At 69.5% G+C, this 21,988-nt stretch carries 13 protein-coding genes and 3 pseudogenes; 4 read left to right on the top strand and 12 right to left on the bottom strand.

The features are described 5' to 3' along the window. Nucleotides 1-159: 159 nt before the first annotated feature. The 4 genes from KUM32_RS02335 to KUM32_RS02320 all read right to left on the bottom strand — a co-directional run bounded on the left by KUM32_RS02335 (nt 160) and on the right by KUM32_RS02320 (nt 5,177). Nucleotides 160-1,236, bottom strand: a complete 1,077-nt coding sequence (locus tag KUM32_RS02335) for an alpha/beta hydrolase (RefSeq protein WP_308408571.1) — start codon at nt 1,234-1,236, stop codon at nt 160-162. Between the two features lie 324 nt (nt 1,237-1,560). Then, the gene (gene surE, locus KUM32_RS02330) at nt 1,561-2,496 is read right to left on the bottom strand and encodes a 5'/3'-nucleotidase SurE (protein WP_217140062.1); all 936 of its coding nucleotides are present in this window, start codon (nt 2,494-2,496) and stop codon (nt 1,561-1,563) included. A gap of 115 nt (nt 2,497-2,611) precedes the next feature. Further along, a complete protein-coding gene (locus KUM32_RS02325; RefSeq protein WP_217140061.1) occupies nt 2,612-4,063 on the bottom strand; it encodes an MFS transporter in 1,452 nt (483 codons plus the stop codon). A 220-nt stretch (nt 4,064-4,283) separates the two neighbouring features. Beyond that, entirely contained in the window at nt 4,284-5,177 is an 894-nt protein-coding gene (locus KUM32_RS02320; protein WP_217140060.1) for an NAD(P)-binding domain-containing protein, read from the bottom strand. Between the two features lie 339 nt (nt 5,178-5,516). Between KUM32_RS02320 and KUM32_RS02315 the strand changes: the two genes are divergently transcribed. Continuing rightward, on the top strand, nt 5,517-6,755 hold the full coding sequence (locus KUM32_RS02315; protein WP_217140059.1) for a CdaR family transcriptional regulator: 1,239 nt from the start codon (nt 5,517-5,519) through the stop codon (nt 6,753-6,755). Nucleotides 6,756-6,910: 155 nt separating this feature from the next. On the opposite strand, the pseudogene KUM32_RS43175 reads toward KUM32_RS02315, so the two are convergent. Beyond that, nucleotides 6,911-7,704, bottom strand: a pseudogene (locus tag KUM32_RS43175) (CoA transferase). Nucleotides 7,705-8,390: 686 nt separating this feature from the next. On the opposite strand from KUM32_RS43175, the pseudogene KUM32_RS02305 reads away from it, so the two are divergent. Next, nucleotides 8,391-8,890, top strand: a pseudogene (locus KUM32_RS02305) (IS5 family transposase); the annotation flags it as partial. A gap of 368 nt (nt 8,891-9,258) precedes the next feature. On the opposite strand, the gene KUM32_RS43170 reads toward KUM32_RS02305, so the two are convergent. The 5 genes and pseudogenes from KUM32_RS43170 to KUM32_RS02290 all read right to left on the bottom strand — a co-directional run bounded on the left by KUM32_RS43170 (nt 9,259) and on the right by KUM32_RS02290 (nt 14,028). Then, on the bottom strand, nt 9,259-9,735 hold the full coding sequence (locus tag KUM32_RS43170; RefSeq protein ID WP_308408570.1) for a transposase: 477 nt from the start codon (nt 9,733-9,735) through the stop codon (nt 9,259-9,261). 387 nt (nt 9,736-10,122) lie between these two features. Next, the gene (locus KUM32_RS43165) at nt 10,123-10,767 is read right to left on the bottom strand and encodes a transposase (RefSeq protein ID WP_308408569.1); all 645 of its coding nucleotides are present in this window, start codon (nt 10,765-10,767) and stop codon (nt 10,123-10,125) included. A gap of 1,130 nt (nt 10,768-11,897) precedes the next feature. Beyond that, on the bottom strand, nt 11,898-13,271 hold the full coding sequence (locus tag KUM32_RS02295) for an IS1380 family transposase (RefSeq protein WP_217140058.1): 1,374 nt from the start codon (nt 13,269-13,271) through the stop codon (nt 11,898-11,900). Nucleotides 13,272-13,518: 247 nt separating this feature from the next. Next, nucleotides 13,519-13,697 (bottom strand): annotated as a pseudogene (locus KUM32_RS43160) (transposase); the annotation flags it as partial. Nucleotides 13,698-13,755: 58 nt separating this feature from the next. Continuing rightward, nucleotides 13,756-14,028 carry a hypothetical protein gene (locus KUM32_RS02290; RefSeq protein WP_254404904.1) on the bottom strand — a complete coding sequence of 91 codons (273 nt, stop codon included), beginning with the start codon at nt 14,026-14,028 and terminating at the stop codon, nt 13,756-13,758. Between the two features lie 493 nt (nt 14,029-14,521). Between KUM32_RS02290 and KUM32_RS02285 the strand changes: the two genes are divergently transcribed. Continuing rightward, on the top strand, nt 14,522-18,328 hold the full coding sequence (locus tag KUM32_RS02285; RefSeq protein ID WP_374227475.1) for a DNRLRE domain-containing protein: 3,807 nt from the start codon (nt 14,522-14,524) through the stop codon (nt 18,326-18,328). Between the two features lie 72 nt (nt 18,329-18,400). On the opposite strand, the gene KUM32_RS02280 is transcribed toward KUM32_RS02285, so the two are convergent. Further along, the gene (locus KUM32_RS02280) at nt 18,401-19,060 is read right to left on the bottom strand and encodes an SMI1/KNR4 family protein (RefSeq protein WP_217140056.1); all 660 of its coding nucleotides are present in this window, start codon (nt 19,058-19,060) and stop codon (nt 18,401-18,403) included. Between the two features lie 145 nt (nt 19,061-19,205). Here KUM32_RS02280 and KUM32_RS44650 point away from each other — a divergent pair, with 145 nt between their 5' ends. Continuing rightward, a complete protein-coding gene (locus tag KUM32_RS44650; protein WP_217140055.1) occupies nt 19,206-19,331 on the top strand; it encodes an RICIN domain-containing protein in 126 nt (41 codons plus the stop codon). Between the two features lie 181 nt (nt 19,332-19,512). Here the strand turns inward: KUM32_RS44650 and KUM32_RS02270 are convergent, their stop codons facing one another. Next, nucleotides 19,513-21,897: a protein kinase gene (locus tag KUM32_RS02270; RefSeq protein ID WP_217140054.1), complete on the bottom strand. Its 2,385-nt coding sequence runs from the start codon at nt 21,895-21,897 to the stop codon at nt 19,513-19,515. Nucleotides 21,898-21,988: the final 91 nt, after the last annotated feature.

The following is a 21,988-nucleotide window of genomic DNA, read 5'->3' as shown; positions in this document are numbered from 1 at the left end:
GCCCCGCTTCGGTTCGGCCCTGCCGGGTCCCGACGTCTCCGGCCGGGACGGCGCGATCACCCAAGTCGGCCCCGACGCAGCCGAGTCGGGTGACCGGGAAGGTGTGAGCGGAAGCGTCCGCAGCGGCGGAGGACCGGTGCGAGCCCGGGGAGGGATCGCTCACTTCGGGAGAACTCCTCCCGTGAAGGCGCCGCGGAGGCCGGCAGCCGCGTCCACGACCGCGTCGGTGGCCTTGGTGAAGGTGCCGACCTCGGTGAAGAACCCGTGGAACACCCCTGGGTAGCGGCGGCACAGTACGGGGACGCCTTCTTCCTCCAGTCGCCGTGCGTACGCCTCCGCGTCGTCGCGCAACGGGTCCACTTCCGCGGTGACGACGAGGGCGGGGGCGAGACCGGCCAGGGTCGCTGCCCGGAGGGGTGTCAGGAGCGGGTCGGGGACAACGTCCCCGTCGCCCACGTACTGACGCCGGAACCATTGCGCGTCGGCGGTCCCCAGCAAGGGGGCGTCCGCGAACTCGGTCCACGAGGGGCGTTCGTAGGAGTCGTCCACCGCCGGATAGGCGAGGATCTGGAGTACCGGCTGGGGCAGTCCGCGACTGCGCAGGTCCAGGCAGAGCGCCGCCGCCAGACCGCCGCCGGCCGAATCGCCGCCGACCGCGATGCGGTGCCCGTCGATGCCGAGCGCCGCCGCGTTCTCGACGAGCCAGGCATGAGCTGCCCTGGTGTCGTCGACGGCGGCGGGGAACGGGTGCTCGGGGGCCAGTCGGTAGTCGACGGAGACCACGACGCACTCGGCGTGCAGGCTGAAGAGGCGGCACACCTCGTCGACTCCGTCCAGGCTGCCGACCGTGAAGCCTCCGCCGTGGACGTAGAGCAGGCAGGGCAGCCCGGCGTTTTCCGTGCGGGACGTGTGCGGCCGATACGTCCGGACCGGCACCGAGTGGTTCACCCCGGCCGGGTCGGTCCAGGTCGCGTGCTCGTCGACCACGGATGCGACCCGGGTGAGCCGGGGCGGCGGCTGGGGGGCCGTGAACCTCCGCACCCCCTCGACCCCGAGGGTGTGCAACGGCCGGGGAAGCACCTCGGCCAGAAAGTCGGCTGCCCGGAGCGATTCGGCGTCGAGGAGCCCGCGCCAACCGGGTGGGGAGTCCGTTCCGGTCTTCACGGGCCCTCGCCCGGCCGGGCTGCCGCCCGCGACGGGAGACGATGCCGAGAGCTTGCCGGGAGGAGTAGTCACAGGAGCGCTCCTTGTGCGGGGACCGTGGCATGACCTTGCCCATAAGGCGTGGTCGTGAGACTAAGTCATCTGTGCGACTTTTGGCAGGGGTCTGCCCCGGGGTTTACCTGCGGGCTCTGCGGCCGGACGGCCGGGGCGGGTACCGCGCTCCGCACTGCCACGACGTGGCGACAGGCGCGGAGCCGGCGCCGGGTCAGCGGAGCGTTGCCCGGACCCGAGGGCGGTCGGGCAGAGCGGAGCAGGACGACCGCGGGCGCTCGCCCCCGAAGACTTCCGGGGGCGAGCGCCGGCGCCGTGGCCGGGCGGGAGAACAGGCCTGCCGGGTCAGTTCATGTCCTTCACCAACTTCGAGACGAAGGAGAGGCTCCGACCGGTGCGTGCGGCCGAGAGGTCGCCGTCGAGCGGGGTGATGGTCGCGTAGCCGTCCCCCAGGAGGCGGTGGTCGACGTCGCTCCGGTCCGAGTCGGCGTTGACGGCGGAGATGTCGTAGTCCCCGTCCTTTCGGAGCGTGTACGTGGTCGGGAAGGGGTCGATGGTGTCGAACTTCGCCGCCCTGGCCTCCTTGAGGCCGTCGAAGGGGTAGTTGACGTTGAGACCCAGGCCCTCGGGCAGGAGCCGCCGGCAGTCCTCGGACGACTCCTGCAGGGTGCGCAGGAGCTTGACCACGAAGGCCGATGTGCCCTCGAAGTCCGGCGAGTGCGTGGCGTCCTCGGCGTAGTCCCAAGGAGACTCGGAGCTGACGGCGATCGAGGGGACACCGCGGTCCATGGCGGTGGTGGCCGCGCCGACCGTTCCCGAGTGGTTGGTCACGCGGGAAGTGTTCTGCCCGTAGTTGGCGCCGGACACCACGACATCCGGGTACCGGTCGGCGGGGAGCGTGTGGAGTGCGAACGCCACCGCGTCGGCAGGGGTGCCGTCGACGGCGAGGATGCGGTCGTCCCGTGCCACCGGCCGGGACACCTCCAGCACCCCGTCGTACGCGATCCGGGCGCCCATGCCGGACTGGTTCTTCAGCGGGGCGACCATCGTCACTCGGTGGCCGTCGGCCTTGAGTGCTCTGTAGACCGCCTGGATGCCTGGTGCCGACCAGCCGTCGTCGTTGGTCAGGAGCACGTCGAGGGGGCCTGTGCAGGCCGGGCGCGCCTCGGTTGCGGTGGCCGCACGGCTCTCTCCGTCCGTCGCGGCGGCGACGGAGGGCCCGGCCACGCCGAGTGCCGCCAGACCGAGAACGAAGCCCGCCGTCCTGCCTCGTCGATTCATCTTGTGTTCTCCGATCCTCGGGATGAAAGCGCCCCTCCCCGGGGCGGGTTGCCCGCCTGGACGTTCAGCAGGTGAGGCCGGGGTCGGCCAGAGCCGGTGCGGTGGTCGGGAGGACCTACGCGCCCTGCTTCATCAGGGCTTTGAACGCGCCGGGGTGGCGGGTGGAAGACAGCGCCGTCGCGGCGAGAATGCCGGCCGGGAAGGCGGCTGCGATCAGGTATCCCACGGTGTAGAGGTGGGACTGCGGCACGCCGGGGACCTCGGGGAGGTACGCGATGGACAAGACGGTCGTGGTGACGGCGGCGCCGAAAGCCGAGCCGATCATCATCGTCGTGGCCGGGATACCGGCGGCCATCCCGGCCTGGTCCTCGTCCACCACCAGCTGCGGAACCGCGAACGAGCCGCTGTAGCCGGCGCGGCTGCCGAGACCGACGAGGGCCGAGCCGACGAGGTACTGCCACGTGTGGTCGTGGGCGAACGCGAGCCACACGAGTCCGAGGCCGCACAGTGCCGCGCCCGCGGCCAGTACGGCGCCGGGGCGTCCCTGCTGTACCACGTGTTCCGCCGCCTTGCCGCTGATGAACATGGTCAGCGCGAACGGCAGCATGAGCAGGCTCGTCCCGAGCGCGTCGGTGCCGAAGCCGTAGCCGACCTCGGACGGGGTCTGCGTGTAGTAGCTGACCAGCAGGACGAAGGCCGCGTCAACGGCGCCGAACAGGAAGGACGCCACGCAAGCCGTCGTGGCGTACGGCCGCTTCAGCAGCGCGAGGTCGAAGACCGGGGCGGCCGACCGGCGCTGCGCCAGGACCCAGGCGACACCGGCGAAGGCTCCGACGGTGAGCAGCAGATAGCACACGTTGCCCCAGTCGCTGATCTGTGCCATCGCGAGCAGCACCAGCGTCACCCAGGCGATCATCCACGCCGTGCCCCACACGCCGATCCGCGCGGAGGAGGCGGGGTGCGAGCGTGGAACCACCGCCACAAGCGCCGCCGTGGTTGCCGCGAACGCCGCTGCCAGGAGGTAGAAGAACGTCGACAACGACAGGTACTTCACCGTCAGTCCGCCGCCCACCATGCCGACGACGACCCCGGTTCCGGTGGCCATGATCAGGACGCTGACCGCGGTGGCCACCGAGGCGCCGGAGAGGTGGCGGCGGAGGAAGCCGACCGGGAGCATCTGCGCCGCGCTGCCGAAGCCGAGCATGGCCGAACCGACGAGCAGTGCCGGGTACGTGTCGACGACGGCGGGGATCAACGCGCCCGCGGTGAGAACGGCGCCGGACCGAAGGAGCATCGTGCGGTCGTCGACGATGTCCTGCAGGCGCGGGATGAGCACGAAGCCGGCACCGCTGCCCAGGAGCATCGCGGTGAGGACCCAGGTCACGGCCGAGACGTCGATGGAGTACTGCCTCTGCATCAGGGGCAGAAGAGGCCCCAGCATGAAGTTGACGGCGATGGTCACCGTGCACAGCAGCGCGGAGACGCCGATCAGTGCGACCCGCTTGCCCGAGGACGGAGCTGTGACACCCGTTCCGGCGCTGAGCACGGCCTCGTTCGCTCTTGCCATCGTGATTCACTCCCGTGCGAGATGAAGGCCATCGCCTCGGGCAGAGCCCGGTGGTGGCGGCGTGTGAGGGCGGGTCCCGAGGTGCGCGGCAGGGCTCCGTCGCGGCCACGGCAGGGCCGCTCCCGGTGCGGACGGCTGTGGTGCACCGTGCACCGCGGCGCCGCCGCTGCGCGTAAGCGCGTCACCGACCGCCTGGGAAGGAACTGCCTTCGGCATGCCATCACTTGGCCTCCTGCCGGGTGTCGGTGAGGATCTTGCTCTGCGCGGAGAACCCGAGTCCGGCGAACCCGGCCCGCTCGGCGAGTTCGAGGTTCTCGACGACCGCCCCGATCACCCGGGCGCTGTAGCCCGCGGCACGCATGGCGGTCAGCGTGGCCCGGGCGCCCTCGGCGAAGGTCTTCAGCGTCGCCTGGTCGGTCTCGTGGGAGTCGTGCGCGATCGCCTCCGCCGTCTCCGGCGCCATCGCCTCCAGCAGGGAGATCACCTGCGCCGTCGTCGAGGCCAATGCCCTCGGGGTCAGACCCTGGTCGATCGCGTAGGTCGCCGCCTCGACGTAGGCGCTCAGGGCCGCGATGTAGAACGTGCCGACCATGCTCCCCTCCAGCACTCCGGCGCCGCGCACCTCGTCGGAGATGTGCTGCGAGGCGCCCCCGAGGGTCATGAAGACGTCCTGGTGCTCCTCCCAGAGCGCAACCGGGCCGGACACGGCGACCATTCCGTGGGGGGAGCCGATGTCCTTGGGGTAGGAGCCGATGAACCCGTCGAGGTAGGCGGCGCCCCGCTCGCCCGCCCAGCGCGCCATGTCCTCGGCCTCGTCGGCCGACCCGCTGCCGAGGTTGACCAACGTGGTGGTGGTCCAGTCGGTGACCGGCTGGAGCGCCGAGCGCGTGCTCTCGTAGGTGTTGGTGCAGGCGATGCAGATTCTCGCCGCGGGCACCGCTTCGACGGGTGAATCCACGGGCGAGACGCCGGACTCGGCGAGCGCGAGCGCCCGTTCCGGCGAGCGGTTCCACGCGGCTACGGAATAGCCCCGTCCGGCGAGGGTGCGCGCGAGTGCGGAGCCCATCAGCCCGCAGCCGATGACCAGAACGTCGTACTTCTTCGTGCTGCTCATGAACCCGTTCCTCTCGATGGCTGCCAAGTCGCTCGTCACTTCCGGTCGGTGGGGCGCGCGCATCTCGGGCCCACGTCGCCGGCGTCCTGCACGCCGGCGCGGCCACCCGGTGCGATGCGACGCGCATACCGACGGCGACGGGTCACGGCGCCACCGGGGGAACACAGACCGACCGGTCGGGACGTCTCCTTCTGCTTTGACCTTGATGGCTGGGACCGTCGTCCGGCCAGGGCACGTCAGCGCGGGTTCGAGGGGGACGTGGTGTATTTCGCACCTTGCGGCACCCGGTTGGGTCCGGGCACTGTGCCCCATTCCCTTCCACGCCTACGATCGCGGTGCATGAAGATGCTGTGGCCCAACCCGTCCGAGCGGGTGTGCGAGCTGATCCGACAAGTCGCCGAGAGCCGGCTTCCGGTGCCGGACGAGATCGTCGACCAGGTGTGGCGGGCATCGCAGCGCGAGGCGCGGCAGCGCGCGTACGTCGACGATCCTGTGCTGTCGGAGGCGGACCGGCGCCTCTGCAAGGCCAACATGACGCATTGGCTCGTGTCCAACATGCAGGAACCCGGTCGCCGGGTGGCCCCGGCCAGGGACCGCGAGATGCTGATCATCGCCAGGGACCTGGTACTGCGCGGCATGGACTTGAACGAACTCGGCTCCTGGCGTGCCGCCCAGCGGGTCGGGTGGGGGCTCTGGGTCGACCAGTGCTTCGCCGCGACCGACGACCGCGAGGAACTGCGCGAGCTGATAAAGGTGTCCGCCAACTCGCTGACGACCTACATCGACGACTCCATCGCCGCGGTCGGAACCTACGCCGACGAAATCCGCGCGGAAACGGACTTCGGCGCCCAGGCACAGCGGCACACGACGGTCCGGTTGCTGCTCCAGGGCGCACGCATCAACCGCGCCCGTGCGGAGGAGCAGCTCGGTTATCCGCTGGCGGGGCATCATGTCGCGGCGATCCTGTGGGTCGATTCGCCGGCCGATGCACATGAGCTGGAGCGAGCCGCCGAGAGCGTCATGTGGACGTGCGGTGCGACCCGACGCCTGACCCTGCCGCCGAGCACGTCCGCGCTCTGGCTCTGGCTGCCCGTGGACGAGGTGCCGCCGACGGCCGATGTCCTGCACGTCCTGGAGAAGACCCCCGGCGTACGCGCGACGCTCGGCCGCCCCGGATCGGGCCTCCCGGGTTTCCGGCAGAGCCACCTGGACGCCGCCGCGGCACAGCGCCTTCTCGCCCGGGTCGGATCACCGCGGCAGGTCGTCCGCTACGAGGACGTGCACCTCGTCGACCTGCTCACGGCCGACCTGAGCCAGGCCGAGGAGTTCGTGGCCCGCACGCTCGGTGATCTGGCGGCCGCGGACCCGATCCTGCGGGGCACGGTGCGCACGTATGTCGCCGAGGGGTACAGCGTCTCCAGAACCGCCGACCGGTTGTTCGCCCACCGCAACACCATCGACCGGCGCCTCGCCAAGGCCCGCACCATGCTGCCGCGCCCCCTCGACCACGACCCGACGAGCGTTTCGGCCGCTCTCATGCTGGTGGAACTCCAACAGGACCAGGGACCCGGCTGTTGACCGATCGCCGGTGGCGGCCAAGGAGCGGCGCCTGCTGCCGTGACGCCGAAGTCCCCCCCGGCGCGGAAGCGGGCCGGGGGCCTGGGATGCCGAAGGCGTTCGGTGCGGTCTGTCGGCGCACGCTCGTCCAGCGGGCCGGCCCTTGCCGGTGACGCTCAGCTGTGGCGGGGGAGCCAGACGGGGGCGCTGCTGCCACGGGGCACCAGGACGTCGCGGAAGCGGCCGGAGGTCCTGGACATGATCACCTGATCGGTGACGCCCTGGTAGTGGCCGCAGGGCGTCTCGGCGGCGAAGGTGTCCGGGTCCAAGTAGGCGCGCGGAGAGCCGGGGGCGAGGGCGGTCTCGTGGGCGTAGTCGCGGTCGAAGACGCCCAGGCTGAGGATCCACGCGGCGACGCGGGTGAGGTTGAGGGTGACGCGGTAGCTGCCGCCGTCGGTGGCGCGGCGCATCAGGGCCGTGACGGCGCCGGTGGTGGCCAGCCAGGAGAGGACGTAGTCGTTGACGACGCTGATGTACGGCAGGGCCGACGTGCTGGTCGGCCCGGCCGCGACACCGTCCTCGCCCTCCAGCAGCATGATGCCGCTGAGCGCGCCCGCGGTCTGGTCGAGGCCGACGCTGCGTGCCCATGGGCCGGTCTCACCGGCGAGTGAGAGGCTGAGGTGGATGATGCCGGGCCGGAGGCCGCGGCCTGCTCGGCGCTCAGGCCGATCTTCTCCAGGTAACCGGGGCGGCGGTTGGCGTAGAAGATGTCGGCGTCGCGCAGCAGCCCACGGATTCTCGCCTGCCCCTCGGAGCCGTAGGGGTTGATGGTGGCGGAGCGGACGCCGACGTTGGCGCTGTTGTACGTGGCGTCGTGTTCCAGCTCGTCGGGGCGCCAGATGTTCAGCACGTCGGCGCCGTGCTGGGCGAGGTCCCGGCCGACTCCGGCGCAGGCGATGATGTGGCCCATGCCCAGGGCGCGCACGCCCGAGAGCGGCTGGTCGGCGGAGCTGGAGAGGGGCTCGGGCTCGCTGTCGCCGATCCTCTCGATCTTGATCAGGGGTTCCTGGGCGATGTACTCGTACGCGGGTTCCCGGAGGAACTCCTCGGTGGTGCGCAGCATCGGCATCACCACGCCGGCCTCCTCGCCCGCCTTCTCCAGGTCGGCGGCGTTCCCCTTGGCGATGGCGATGGCGATGGCGTCGGCGACGGCCTCCCTCTCGGGCCAGGTGCGCAGCAGCTTGTAGACCGCGTTCTTGATCTTCGGGTACGGGTTGAGCGGCATGACCCAACGGCCGTCGCGCGCCCGGTAGAAGTCGAAGCCGAACGGGTTGGCCGGGTCCGAGGGGGTGCCGCCCGGGTAGCCGTTGAGCAGCTCCCACTTCCTGTCGTAGAAGGGGCACAGCCGGTGCGGGGCCTTGCGCAGGTCCATCGTGATGTCCTGGCCCTCACCGCCGCGCAGCCGCCAGAGTGCGGCCAGGCGACGGACTTGGCGGTCATGCCGAGGGCGGGGACGGCGCCCAGGCGCATGACGATCGGGTCGCGGCCGATGAAGGTGATGTCTCCGCCGCTGTCCTCGGGGCGCAGGCGGCCGGTTCAACCGCGACAACACCGTGATCGTGGGTGACTCGCTAGAAGACGTGCGCACTGGCCTGGCTCGACACCGCCCACGTCCGCGCTAAAAAGGGGGCGAACACACAGGTCCGAGCCCCGTGGACCGAGGCAAGCCGGGTTCCAAGATGCACGTACTGTCGGACGCGAACGGACTGTCCCTCCTCGTCGGCGTCTCGGCCGGCAACACCCACGACAGCGAAGGGCTGAAGCCCATGGTCGAGGGTCACCAAACGAGACACGACCCCCACCGCGGCCGGTACTTCAAGCCCCAGCGCCTCCACGCAGACAAAGCCTACGACCGCGCCGACCTGCGGAAATGGTTACGCGGCAAACGCATCGGAGTAGGGATCGCGCGCAAAGGCATCGAGTACAGCGAACGATTGGGCCGCCGTCGCTGGGTCATCGAGCGGACGATGTCCTGGCTGTCGGGCTACCGACGTCTGAGCCCTCGCTACGAGCGCGATCCCCGCAACTACCTGGCCTTTCTCGGTCTCGCCGCGGCCCTGTGCTGCTACAAGCGACTCGTCCGCCTCACCACGTAGGACACGGTCTAAGGATTATGTGACAGCAGTGAGGTCTTGGGCGAGACGGCTGGGATCGTCATGCCACCGCACCCAGAAGACTGCCCGCCCCACCGCCTCGGTGTCCTGGGTGGTCTGCGTCGTCTTCCCCAGCTCACCGGTCCCGCATACCACGACCAGTCGCCTTCCAAGCCAGCATTCCCTACAACTCAACGAGCTCCCCGCCGCGGCCACACATCGGCTCGCCGGGCAGAGGCGGCCGCAGGGACGGATCCCCAGCCGCGCCGCCCATCCACTGCCGATCCGCCACGGCTTCGCCCGTCGCCGTTCGCGGGCGGGGGAGCGCAGCAACTAGCTTGACTCTGTCGGGGGTCTTGGGTCTGCCGAGGTCAGGTGCCCAGGGTTCGCCAGGACTTCAGCCAGGGGTTCTCGTACTGATCGAGGTAGTTCTGGAAGGCCGTGGGTCGGCGGGGGGTGGAAGGTTCCTCGGCCGGTGACAGTCCGCTGAGGCGCTCGATGTTGACGGCGATGGCCGTCAGGACGTGCTGGATGTGCGCCTTTCCCTGTCCCCGGTAGCGGCAGCGCCGCATGCCGTGTCCGTGGGCGAACTCGTTGACCGTGCCCTCCACTCCGGAGCGGACCGCATAGTGGGTCTTCCACTCGGGCGTCTGTTGTTCGGCGCGGACGTGAAGTTGCAGGTCGTGGAGTTCTCGTGGGGGAAAGCCCACGGTGCGGGCGCTGTCGGCGGTGCTGGTGCACTGGGCGCGGGCCGGGCAGGGGCGGCACTGACTCTTGGTGAACCGAGCCACGATCAACGGGGCCGAGGTGGGCGAGGAGGTCGGGTAGGGGCCGTGCCACACCCGCACTGACCTGCCCCTTCGGGCAGGTGACCTCTCGGCGGTCGTAGTCGATGTGGAAGTCGTCCCGGGCGAAGCCCTCGTTTCGGCGGTGCTGGTGGGTGGGATTGCCCCGGAGCGGTCCGGAGACGGTGACCTGGTGCTCACGGGCGGCTTGTTCCAGGTGGGGCAGGGAGGTGTAGCCGGCATCGACCAGATGCTCGGCGGGCAGCAGCTCGCGACGCGCCAGGCGGATGTGGATGCCGGGCAGGACCTGGCTGTCGTGGGTGGTGGCCGCGGTGGTGACCACGTCCGTGATCACATTGGGAGCGTCGGGCGCACAGGTTTCGGTGAGATGAGCGGAGAACCCCTTCCCTCTGATGATGTGCCCGTGCCGTGCGTAGCGGGCCGAAGTGTCTAGGGCGAGACGATCGCCCGGGACGAGGGCGGCAGCCCGGCCCCACCTTCCTTCTCGGCGGTGCGCCAGCGCAGGTGCCCTGCGGCGTCATGGTGGTAGTTCTGCACCATGATCTGCCGCAGGGCCTGGACACGGGGACCGGACGCGTGGCCTGCTCCGTGCCGGTGGAGGTGCTCCAGGAGCCGGGCCGCGTCGTTCCCGGTGGTGAGGATCCTGGTCTTGGGCTTGGTGGGGTTCTTGCCCAGGCGGACCGGTCGGCCGTAGCGGAGTCCCCAGTCCTCGTCGACCAGCCCTTCGAGCAGATACGGGAAGGCGTCGGCGACTTCTTCGAGCGCGGCACGGACCGCCTCGCTGACCAGATCCAGGCGGGTCAGGTCGCGCACCGCGGCCAGGACGTGGGTGGAGTCGGTGTGCTGCGTGGTGCGCTCGCGCACCTGGCCGGCCTCCTTGAGGCGGGCCAGCGCGAGACCGAGGAGGCGGTCGGCGCGGTCGCCTTCGGCGAGACGGTCGCGGAAGTCGGCCAGCACGCTGTGGTGGAAACCGGAATCGTCCAGCTCTATCGCCATGGCGTACTTGAAGTCGATGCGGCAGCGGACCGCCTCGGTGGCCTGCCGGTCCGACAGGCCGAGCAGGAACTGCAGCACACATACGGTGGCCAGTTGAGCAGGCGAAAGCCCCGGTCGCCCGTCCTGCGGGTACCAGTCCGCGATGTCCTCGTCGCACCACAGCCCATCGAGGCGGTCGCGTACCCATATCGCTGTCGTACCGCCGGGTTGCTCGCCCGCGCGATCTGCGCAGTCAGAGAAGGGACTTGCTCACCGGAACGGGGGCGGAGCGACAACGGGCACCTCGACAGCTGCATCGGTCGGCGGAACTCCCCGAGCATGCCCGTTGATCATGCTGTCGCACCGAGGAACTCCAAGATCTCCGACAGAGTCAAGTTAGGCGAGTGCGGGAGGCAGGTCGTAGCGGCTGACGGCCACGTAGGTTTCCGGCGTCGCCGCTTCGAGGGGACCCTCGTGAGGTGTTCCTCGCCTGCTTCAGCGATTCGCACGGCATTGTCCCTCATAGGGTGGTTGGCCTACCCCCGTCGGCTCGGGCTGTCGGTGACAATGAGTAACCATATGCGGATGCCGTCGGGGCAATGGAGTGTCCTTTGACGCAGGTCGGCCAGCACCGAGTCAGCACGCCGCGGACCCTGTGCTGGTTCCGTGCTGACTTCGAAGGCCGGAATCATAGAAAACCGCAGGTCCTAGCCCTGATCGAATGAGTTGTCGTACCACTCGATGGTCGTGCCGATGAGGGACGCGGTGACGATGCGCTTGAGGTTGTTCGGGGCTGGTGGAGCGGCTGCGGGCGACGACATCGGCACCACTTCCTGGAGATCTGAGGGGACGGTTGGGCGTCGCCATACCGTAGGAATCCGCAGGTGAGGCGCACATGTGGCGGGGCAACATAGTTCGGGGGTTGGCTATGCGTGCAGCCACCATGCCGGCTCATGGAAAGGCGTCTCAGGGGATCGGTGGTGGTCGAAACGAGTGCCGTCCGGGACGCGCAGTTCAGGGTGATGTGACGGTGCGGTGCTGACTCCCGTGCTGGTTTGGTGCTGACTAACCTCGAAGTTTCGTGACGGGCCGCCAACGGAGTCGGTGGCCCGTTTCGGTGCGGGGGCTGGGAGTGTGCAGGCCGAGGGCCCGAGTGTCGTCTCGGGGTGGCGCCGGGTTCCACTGCTCCGGGGGTTGTGGGGCTGTCGTAGGGACGAGGGAACCGCTGGTCAGCTGGGGTTCGGCAGGAGTGCGAGCCGTTCGAGGCCTGTGGTGATGTGGCTGGTCCAGGGCCAGTGCCGGGCCAGGCGGAGGATCCGGCGGCGGCCGGTGGTCACGAGCTGCCCCGCCGTGGTGAACAGCCGGAACCGCAGTCGGCGGGGTTCCCAGAGACGAGCCTCACCCGTCAGGGCGAGCGGCATCCAGGCCAGCAGGTCCAGGGCGATCTGCACGATCTCCAGCCAGATCCGGTTCTGGGCGGTGCGCTTCAGGGGCAGGTTCCGCAGACCGGTGGACCGGGCGGCCCTGATCCGGTCCTCCGCACGGGCCCGCAGGCGGTGACGGAGCTCGAGCTCCGCGATGGGCCGGTCGGCGGTGTTCGTCGCGAAGCAGGTAAGCCGCATGCCGTCCGCGTCGGTCAGTCTCAACTGGGCTCCAGGGTGCGGGCGTTCCTTCCTCACGATCAGGCGCATGCCCTTCGGCCAGCCCTCCAGGACGTCACCGGTGAGTTCGGCGACCCAGGCCCCGTCACGGATTTCGCCGCAGGCCTCGACTGCGGGCGTCCAGGCTGAGGCGGGGACCTTCAGCACATGCTGGTGGACCTGCTCGGTGATCACCATGCCGACCGAGTAGGACAGCCATCGCCCCCGCCGGGCGAGCCAGGACACGAAGTAGTGTGTGCCGCCCGCGGAGTCGGTACGGATCAGGGTCCGGCGCCCGCGCCGGTACTTCTTCGGCAGCTGGGCCAGGGCAAGTTGGGCTGCGGTGATGTGGTCGGCCGCCGTGTTCGAGCCTGCGTTCCCGGGCCTGAGCAGGGCCGCCACCGGCTCCCCGGTGCCGCCCGGCCCGTGGTCGACGAACCCCATCAGCGGGTGATGGCCCCAGGTCCGCTTCCAGGTCGGTGCCGCGTCCTCCTTGTCCGAGTGCGCGATCACCAGCACCCCGTCCAGATCGACGGTCACGTGTCCGCCCGCGTCCGGCGCTTCCCTGCCGGCCAAGTGCCAGGCTCTCCTGCGTGCTTCCGCCCGCGCGGCACGGATCACGGTCAGGGCCCTCTCCCCGGAGGCGGCAAGGGTGTCGATGAGACGGGAGACCGTCGGGTCTGAGGCCACCGGACCGAACACGGCCTGCTCGGCCCGCAGCACGGCGACATCCGCGAGGCAGTCCCCGCCCAGCGCGACCGCCAGGGCCATATCCAGCAGGATCTTGCCGGGGTCGTGGACGGCCCGCGGCTTCCGCCAGGGCGCCAGCACTGCGGATATCTCCTGGTCGAGGCCGGTCCTGCGGACTGTTTCCATCAGCAGGACCGAGCCCGCCTGCGCGACCACCTGGCGGCCGTCCCCCTGAACACGGACACGCGGGTATGACGCGGTAGGCTCTCTCACCTGGAAAGTGCTCTTTTCCTCGCAGCCAACAGGACCCTCAGCAAGTCCTATCGTTGCAGGTCAAGAGCACTTTCTGCATTTCTGATCAACCACTGGACAGGCCACCTCGTGAAAACGCGAGGCTAAAAACCCACGTCATCACCCGTCCTCACCTGTCCCGTGCAGACTTGGTGCTGACTACGCTCCATTGAACTCGGGCATCTGGGATTGACCGGGTCAGTCCTTCGTCCTTGCCCTCCACCGGGCCGTCGGTGCCGCGGGCCCGGCCCGCCTGCTCGTCGGCCTGGCGCACCCAGGACCGCAGCGTCTCGCCGGTCACCCCGACATCCGCCCCACCGCCGCATACGTGTGCCGACCCGCGGCCGCGCGATACAGCGCCACCGCGTCGTTCCTGAACTCCTCCGGATACGGAGACCTACGTCCCACCAGGACACCCTTCCTCGGACCCTCAGGATCCATTGTCAGAGTGTCCACACCCCAGGGGTCACCTCAGGAGGACCACCGCCCCCATGTCGGCGCCGGCCATGGCCCGCAGTCGGTCGCCGTAGGTGCCGCCCGGGAGGAATCCGCCGCGAAACGCGCTGATCTCGCAGCCGGCGACGAACACCACATCGGCACCGGCCTCCCGTACGGCTTCGGCCCGGGCTGCGCAGTCGGCGAAGGACGGGAGCAACTGGTCGCGGGGAAGGTCCACGGGAAAGGGGGCGAACCGGACCTCGAGGCCGGCGTCTGCAGCGTGTCCTACGGCGACGCTCAACCGTTCAGGCTCTCGTCCCGAGACACGAACGGCGTCACAGTGGTGATCTCCGCAGATCACCGACCGGCTTGGCCTGCCGTCGCGCAAGAAGTTGGAAAGATCGGTCAAGGAGCGCGCCGCCGGCACAGTGCTCTATCGCGCGGGTCTCATTCCAGATGTAGCGGTCGGCGGTGCGTACTGCCCCGGCTACCTCGGTCAGACCGACCCGGACGAACAGTGGCTGGCGGTGCCCCGGTCCGGCCGCCAAGGTTCTGACGTTCTCGCCCTGCCTGGTCGTGAGTTGAGGGGTCCACCTCAGCCGATACCGAGCAGATTCTCGTTACCCAGATCCTGGGGTTGCGCACCATCTACAGCGGTTCCCACACACGGTCAGCAAATCTTCCGAGAGAGCTTCACAAAAACGTGATACCCACGTGGGCAACCGTGGTGATCATCACGCGGAATGTTGTTTCCCACGCACAGCATCCGCACAGGTCAGCTCTACCGTCCTTTGGTGATCTTGCCGACCGGCGAGATCGGAAGGGATGACACCTCCGTGTCCAGATACACAGTCGCTCGCTCGCGCCTGAGACGCCATCGAGGGCGCATCGCCCTGGCGTCCGCTCTGGTGCTGGCGGTCGAGGCCGCCTTCATATCCGGGCAGACAGCCGTGGCAGCGCCGGACGGATCGTTCGCGCCGGCGACCACGACAGCTGCCAAGTCGCCATCCAAGGATCAGATCCGGGAGTCCGATCTGGCATGGGCGGCCCAGCACGCCAAGGGCTCGAAGGCATGGGCCACCGTGCAGGCGAAGAAGACGGGCAGGAAGGTCGTCGTCACCGACGAGACCACACCGACCGCCCACACCGTGGCCAATCCCGATGGAACCTTCACGTCCGAACTGACGGCCGGGCCCGAACGGGTCTGGAAGAACGGCAGTTGGCAGAAGGTCGACGCGACGCTCGCTGAGGGCGCAGACGGCTCAGTGGCCCCGAAGGCCCATCCGAACGGGCTTCGCTTGGGCGGCAAGGGCGGCGTGACGCCAAAGTCGCTCGCGGCGGCGCAGAACGCCACCGCCCGGGATCTGGTCACCCTCGGCACCGGTGACAGCAAGGTCACGCTGCAATGGAAGGGCGGCCTGCCGCAGCCCGAACTCGACGGTACGCGTGCGCGTTACAAGAATGCCGTACCCGGGGCCGATGTGATCGTCGAGGCCACCCGCACCGGCTTCGAGCAGTTTGTTGAGATCGCCGCAAAGCCCACCGGCACCTACTCCTACACCCTGCCGATCAAGGCCAAGGGCCTGACGGCCAAGGCCAACAAGGACGGGTCCGTCACCTTCCGGGACGCGAAGACCGGGGCCGAGCGGGCCACCATGCCTGCTCCAGTCATGTGGGATGCGGCCGTGGACAGAGCGTCCGGCGAGCACACTCACCGAGCGCGTGTCGATATGCGGGTCGTCAAGAAGGGCGCCGCCGAGATCGACCTGGTCGTAACCCCGGACGCGAGGTTCCTCGCCGACCCGGACACCAAGTACCCCGTCACAGTCGACCCCTCCACCTCCGCGTTGTCGAATACCTTCGACACGTACGTGCAGCAGGGCGAGACCGTTGACTGGTCCACCGATGTCGAACTCGACTTCGGTAACCCGGGGACCAAGAACGCTGACGGCACACCGCGCACCGCACGCTCCTTCATCACGTGGAACACCACACCGATCCAGGACGCGCTGATCGTCGACACCAACCTGGCGCTGTGGAACTTCCACTCCGGCAACACCGACTGCACCGCCCAGAAGTGGACCGTGTGGGACACAGGTGCCCCGACCACTTCCTCGCGCTGGACGTCCCAGCCCGCCTGGAATCAGGAGTACCACTCCTCCACGCAGACCAAGGGCAACCCGGACTGCTCCACGACTCAGCCCGACGGCTGGATCAACGCTGACGTCGACGCACTCGTGCAGACCTGGGCATCGGCCAAGGCCACCCGGGGTCACATGGGCCTGCGCGCGGCGACCGATGACGTGAAGGCGTGGAAGCGTGTCAACTCGGCCAACAACTCTGCCAACCAGCCCAAGCTGAGCGTCACCTACAACTACCGCCCCTCCGACGGCACTGCGCGGCAGGCCGGTGCCCCGTTCAAGTCATACGCCGGCGTATGGGCGGTGAACACCACCACCCCGACGTTGCGGGACACCTTCACCGATCCGGACGGCGACCGCGTGAGCGGCACCTTCCAAGTGTACGACGCCGCAACGAACACCCCGATCACCACCCCGGCCGGCGAGGGCCTGATCGTGTCCGACTTCGTCGACTCGGGCAAGCCTGCATCCGTCACCGTGCCGGCCGGTCAGCTCCAGGACGGCAGGACGTACAAGTTCCGGACCAACGCGTACGACGGTACCCACTACAACCTCAGCTGGTCCCCCTGGACCCAGTTCGTCGTCGACACCACCGCCCCTGGCGAACCGACTCCGGTGAAGTCCCAGGAGTATCCGGAGGGTGACTTCGGCGGCGGCGCCGGCATCACTGGATCGTGGACGGCTGTCACTGCGAACGATGCGAATCGCCTGCAGTTCCGTGTGGACGGCGAGGACGCGGATGCGGAAGCAGGTGCAGCCGGCCGGGGTACATGGGCGACCACGAGCACCACGACCTCCGGCACAAGCACTTCCGGGTCGTTCGCCGTCACCCCCGGCACCGACGGGGCGCACAGCGTGGAGACTCGCGCCGTGGACCGGGCCGACAACGTCGGCGAAACCGGCGACTATGGCTTCATCGCTGGTGCTGCGCCCACAACGCGCGCACACAAGGTGGACATCACGCTCAATGCCCCAGACAAGTCCGCCGTGGATCCGGCACACTTCAACAACCCCTACCCGGCATTCGGCTGGAACGGCTGGGAGACCAGCTCGCGTGCGCTGAAGACCGAGCAGGATGTTCCGGCGCTTGTCTCACCCAAGAAGCGCACCTTTGACCGCGGCGACGTCACCATCAGCGTGACTCCGATCAAGCAGCGGACGAAGGCCGCGGCCGACTCCATCAAACGGTCCAATGAGAAGTACGGAGCCAGGCCGTCGACCCTCGCCTACACGGGGCCGATTCTCGATGACTCGTGGTGCAGCACGACGCTGAGTGACCAGAAGTCGTTCGTTCGCCGCAGCGAGGCGTGCCTGCTGTTCACCTGGGACGTCGAAGGCACGTCCAAGGCAGGGACATACAAGCGGTCCTATGAATTGATGTGGCAGCTGAAGTTGGACCCGGCCGGCAAGACCATCAAGCACTGGCTTCAGATGAGTCCGGTGTTCGGCTCCGAGAAGCCCGGCCTGCCCTGGCCCGGCACACCGAAGGCCAACAGCTTCGCCATCCTCGCCCTGTGCGACACGGGGTGCAGCGACAGCCAGAAGGGCTTCGACTGGGAAACCGACCGTTCGCCGTCCTGGAGCGGAGGTCTCGACGATCACATCGCACAGGGCAACGCCGAAACCACCTGGAACGGCAGTGTCTCCAACGCCGCCGGCGGGAAGGACGCGGACCTGTCGAAGAACATGAACATGGCCATCTACACCAAGATGACCACCGACACCCCGGACATGACCCTGCCGATCAAGGACTGGGCACAGTCGCCGGTCCTCAAGACACGGTGCGACAAGGTGTACGGCACCGGGGGCTGCACCATCCCCGAGTACAAGCCTGGCTACGCCATGAACTCCAAGAAGTTCCCGGCTGCCGCGGCGCATGCCTGGCTGATCCAGAATCGGCTCCAGCCGGAGTTCTTCGGCCAGACCCCGGTGACCCCGCTCCATTACATGCCGCCGAAGACGCGTAACAGCGCAAACCGCAGCGAGACGGCCAACCGGTACCAGATCTGCTACGGCGCCCAGGCCAACAAGATGATTTACCACAGGGACACTGGCTTGTCCCCGGAGCTGGCCAGCAAGCTGACCGATCGCAGGTCGTGCGACGAGTACCCCTTCAACTCCACCTACGAGTCGGCGGGCATGCCGGCACCGGACGGCAAGAACCCCAAGCCTGTCTCTTCGGCGCTGCAAGGACGAGAGTGCGTTCAGACCTACGCGCCGAAGCTTGCAGATGGCACCTGGAAGCTCTACGACGATCTCCGATTCGCCGCGCCCACCTGGGACGAGACCTGCGGCCGGTCGTCGATGTCACTCAACCAGAACTCCCAGTCCATGGCCGGCTTCGGCGGGTTCGCCTCCACCTACCGGCTGTTGGACTTGGACGGCTACTGGGTGGACATCGACGGCTTCCAGGACTGTGACAGCTCCGCTGACGTGATCAAGTGCACTCAGCGACCCTGACGCGTGAACCGTAGGGAGTGATGCGCAGGTGTGGGCTCACGGCTCGTCGGGGCCCACACCTGCCAGCCTTGATCAGACAGCGGTCCACCCGTCCAGCCGGTGGGCCTCGACCACATCCGGCGCATCAGTGTCCACCCAGCCCAGACCATCGCCGGAGGGAGAGATGAATGGCGCTTCGCCCTTCATGGTCTGGCACACCGTGCCGGTCGCCAGGGCTCGGGCGGCATCGGCGAGATACTCGCAAACCCGAAATCCCAACGCGTCCAGAGTGCCCGCATCCGACCAGGACCCCATGTTCCCCTCCGCGTCGACCCACACGCCGGACATGTCGGAGTCGTTCACATGCGACAGAAGAGGGAAGCGGGCACGCGGATCGTCGGGCTCCGCGTACATGTCCACGTGCTCGCCCAGCTCGACAACACGCTCCAGGGGAAGCCAGGCAAGGTTGCCGGGCAGGAAACACACAGCGTTCTGGTAGCGCCAGAAAGGATCGGCTGGATCCGGTGGCACGTCATGCGGATAGTCGACGAAGTGCTCAGGCTCGTGGACTCCGTCGTGGCGGAGGTACAACGCACGCAAGGTCGGCGGAAGCGGCCGCCCCAACTCGCGCTCGGCGGACGCCAGCTCGTTCGCGGATGCGGGCCGGCGGAGCATGCTGAGGGACAGCGGAGCAGCACGCGCGAGTTCCGCCTCGAACCGTTCCCAGGCCAGCGTCGTCTCTTCTGTGCTCATGAGCAGCCACCCTACGAAAGAATTCACCGCCTGGAGCAAGGCCGCTTGCACAAGCCCGCCCTGACAAGAATGTCTCGGCGTCCCCGTCTCCACCTCGACCGTTCTGCCGGGCCCCTCGGGCGAGACCGGCGGTCCGCCGGCGCCGGTGGCGATCCACAACCGGCACAGCGGACTGTGCCTGGACGACTACAACTTCGGCACCGTCCCCGGCGCGGAAGTGCGGCAGTGGACCTGCAACGGCAACAACGCCCGACAGTGGCGCGTCGCCTGACATCCGGTCGGCTTCTGCGTGAGGGCGCCGCCCGGACTCCGTCGGGGCGGCGCTCGCCGGGGAGGATCTGGCCGCTGAGGAGCTGGTTGACCGCGCGGATGCGGACCGGTGTGCAGGGGCGCTGTCCGGTGAGCCAGGCCGAGACGTGGTCCCCGAAGCGCTGTCTGCCGATCGGGGGGTGTCACGGCGCGTTGACCGCTCGCAGAGACGACGCGCCGACCCTGGCGTACCACCCCTTGTCGTCGGCGGCGAGCCATGTGACCGCCTCGTCCACCGGCCACTCCGCGAGCTTCCTCCCCGTACGCAGACCCAGCGCCCGGCACACCTGCCCCGCCGTGACGTAGGCCGTGTCACCGCCGATGGCGGGCGGGCAGCGTGCGATGGCGTCGAACGACGTCCGCCACAGCTGTCGCCCGCCGTCCGCGAGATCGAGGGCCTGCAGGGTCCTCGCGTCCAGCCAGTTCAGCAGGACCCCGTCCCGGGCGACGGGGCCCCGCCTGCCACCGCCCGGCAGCGGCGGCCAGCTGGTGTCCAGCCCGGCGGTGGGGTGGCTCCACAGCCGCTTTCCGCTTTCGGGGCTGAAACCGATCAGGTCCTCCCCGGCGATGAGCAACAGACCGGTGCCCGAGGCGTGTCCGAGAGCCGCGGCGCCGTTCCCGGCGATGAGGCCCAGTGGTTCGTGGTGCAGCCGGTCGCCGGTACGCACGTCGACGAGGTGCAGTTCGTCGGCATCGCTGAGCAGGGCGAATCGCTCGCCGCCGCGGCCGCCCGGCGCGGGCAGGGTGACCGGCGCGAGCTGCGGCTGCCCGGTCCTGCCGAGCCCGGTGTAGGTCCAGGGCTCCAGGCCCGTGGCCGCGTCGAGGCAGAACACCCGCGGGTCCAGTGCCCCGGTGTCCGGTACGAGGAGCAGCCTGCCGGCGGAGACCGCGGGCGCCCGCCAGTCGCGCGTCTTCTCCCTCTCGTGTGTGCGGGGGCCCACGGGGGCGCGCGAGCCGCCCGAGGGGAACGCGTGCGAGCGCAGCACCCGGTCCTCCGCCGATCCACCGTCGTCGCCCAGCGTGACGAGCCGCCCGCCCGCGACGGCGAACCACTTCACGGTCCCGCGCCAGGGCCGCTCCGGCGGCCGTGGGTCCCCGGTCCGCGTCTCGTAGACCCTGTCCAGGAGTTCCGGGGCGATCAGCAGGCCGCCCGTGACACCCCAGAGCGGCTCGTGGGCGGCGCTCGCCGGAACCTTGTCCTCCTGCCAGCGGCGCTCCCCGTCCGTGGCGGCGACGGCGCGCACCAGGCCCTGAGTGGTGGCCAGTCCTGGCCTTCGCCCGTGCACCAGCACGGTGTCCTTGGCGAGCAGCGCGGACGTGACGCCGCCCGATCCGTCGTCCTGGCCGGTCAGTGTCCAGCGCACCAGGCCGGGTCGCTTCGACCCCTTCTCCAGTACGGGCCCGTCCTGCTCGGCGCCCGTGCCCGGTGTTCTCGGGGCCCGGGCCGCGGCCCAGGCAGCCAGGCTGGTGAGCCCGGCGCCGCCGGCGGTGAGGAGGGTGCGGCGAGTCAGGGTGCGCAGGCGATCGGCGCGGTGGGACGGGTCGGCCGGGGCAGGTTCCGGTTCCGGTTCCGGTTCCGTTTTCGGTTCCGGGTGCCGCGGTCGGTCCGTCCCGCCGGAGTCGGACGGCTCCTCGGCGCCTGACCCCTCCTCGCCCGCGATCAGTGACCGCAGTGGTTCGTCGCGCCACCACACGGGCGCGTCCGGGGAGGCGGTCAGGGCCAGTACTCGTGCGACGGAGGGCCGCCGCTCTGGCTCCTTGCGCAGACAGCCGGAGACGAGTGCGCGCAGACCCGCCGTCTCCGGTACGTCGTCCAGGTGCGGCTCCTCGTGCGTGGCACGGTAGAGAAGGACGGCGACAGGGCCCGAACCGAAGGGCTGTTCACCCGTCGCGGCGAAGGCGAGGACCGCGCCCAGCGCGAACACGTCGGCGGCGGGCCCGACATCACTGCCGGCGACCTGTTCGGGGGCCATGAATCCGGGTGTGCCGATCATCGCCCCGGCCTCGGTGAGACCGAGGTCCCCGGCGGCCCGGGCGATGCCGAAGTCGATGACGCGCGGACCGTCGGTGGTCAGCAGCACGTTGGACGGCTTGAGGTCGCGGTGCACGATGTCCGCCGCGTGGATGCTCGCCAGGGCCTCGGCAAGGCACGCCCCCAGCGACCGCACGACCCGGGCGTCCAACGGCCCGCCCACCACGACCGCGTGCCGCAGGGTGATCCCCGGCAGGAACGCCGTGGCCAGCCAGGGCACGGCGGAATCGGGATCCGCGTCGAGCACGGCGGCGGTGTGCGCGCCCGTGACGGCGCGCGCCGCGGTGGCCTCGCGCCGGAAGCGCTCCCGGTAGCGCGGGTCCGCAGCGAGGTGTTCGTGCACGGTCTTGACGGCGACGAGCCGTCCGCCGGGGCTGCGTCCCAGATAGACCTGCCCCATGCCGCCGGACCCGAGTCGCCGCACGATGCGGTGACCGCCGAGGCGGCGCGGGTCGCCAGGGAGCAGGGGGGAACCCGGGAAGGGGGCTCCTGTCATGCGCACCTGCCTCGGGGTAGGGCGTCGCCCGTGGTCGTCCGGGGCGCGGGTGGGGGAGGGGTGTGCCAGGTCGTACCGCGGGGAGCGGGGC

This window comes from Streptomyces sp. AC627_RSS907, assembly GCF_019049165.1.
Note: the sequence above shows the minus strand (reverse complement) of the source record. Positions and strands in the feature narration are given on the sequence as shown.